This window comes from Vibrio sp. 378 (assembly GCF_033339435.1).
In genome coordinates this window covers 1-579 of record NZ_JAWOUO010000894.1, presented here as the reverse complement: position 1 = coordinate 579, position 579 = coordinate 1, and the positions used below count along the sequence as shown (strand labels likewise).

General features: G+C 50.3%; 1 pseudogene. It reads left to right on the top strand.

What is annotated here, in order from left to right:
• Positions 1–381: pseudogene (locus R7Q48_RS29455) on the top strand (assembly protein); the annotation flags it as partial.
• Positions 382–579 lie beyond the last annotated feature (198 nt).

Here is a 579-nt window from a genome sequence, read left to right as displayed (position 1 = left end):
CCTGACGGAACGCCAACGGTAGATACGGCAGAAACCAAAGCGAGGAAGAAAAAGAAAGCATCAGGGTTCGGGCCTTTGGAAGATTACGACTTCTATATCACCGGATACGCAAAGCAAATCGCCTACGCCAAACGGCTGAAGTATGCTGCCGAACTCGACCGTGACCTGACGTTCTACAAGCTATACATCGATGTGTACGATGGCCGCGACAAGCTATTCAGTTTCGATCATCTGGACTTGGTAAAGATTGGGTATCAGTTCGAGGTGTTGAGCGACTGCGTATATCGAGTGACTTGGGAAGAAACAGAAAGGATCTTCACGTGCGGCCAAAGAGAAAAGCCGTCAGACATATTGCAGCAAAACATGCCTGTCCATATCTAGACCGCTCGCCACAGCGTCGAAGCTAGCGCAGTCTGCGTAGACCGAGGAAGCGGAACATGTAGGACACCAAACCTTGGCACTTCCACACCGAACTTTACTAAGGGGCTCTATACGAGCCCTTTTTTATTACGTGCGCGGTATTGCGAGCATTTTGGGAGGGACCTAAAAGCGGAGCAAACCCCCGAATCTGTATTACGG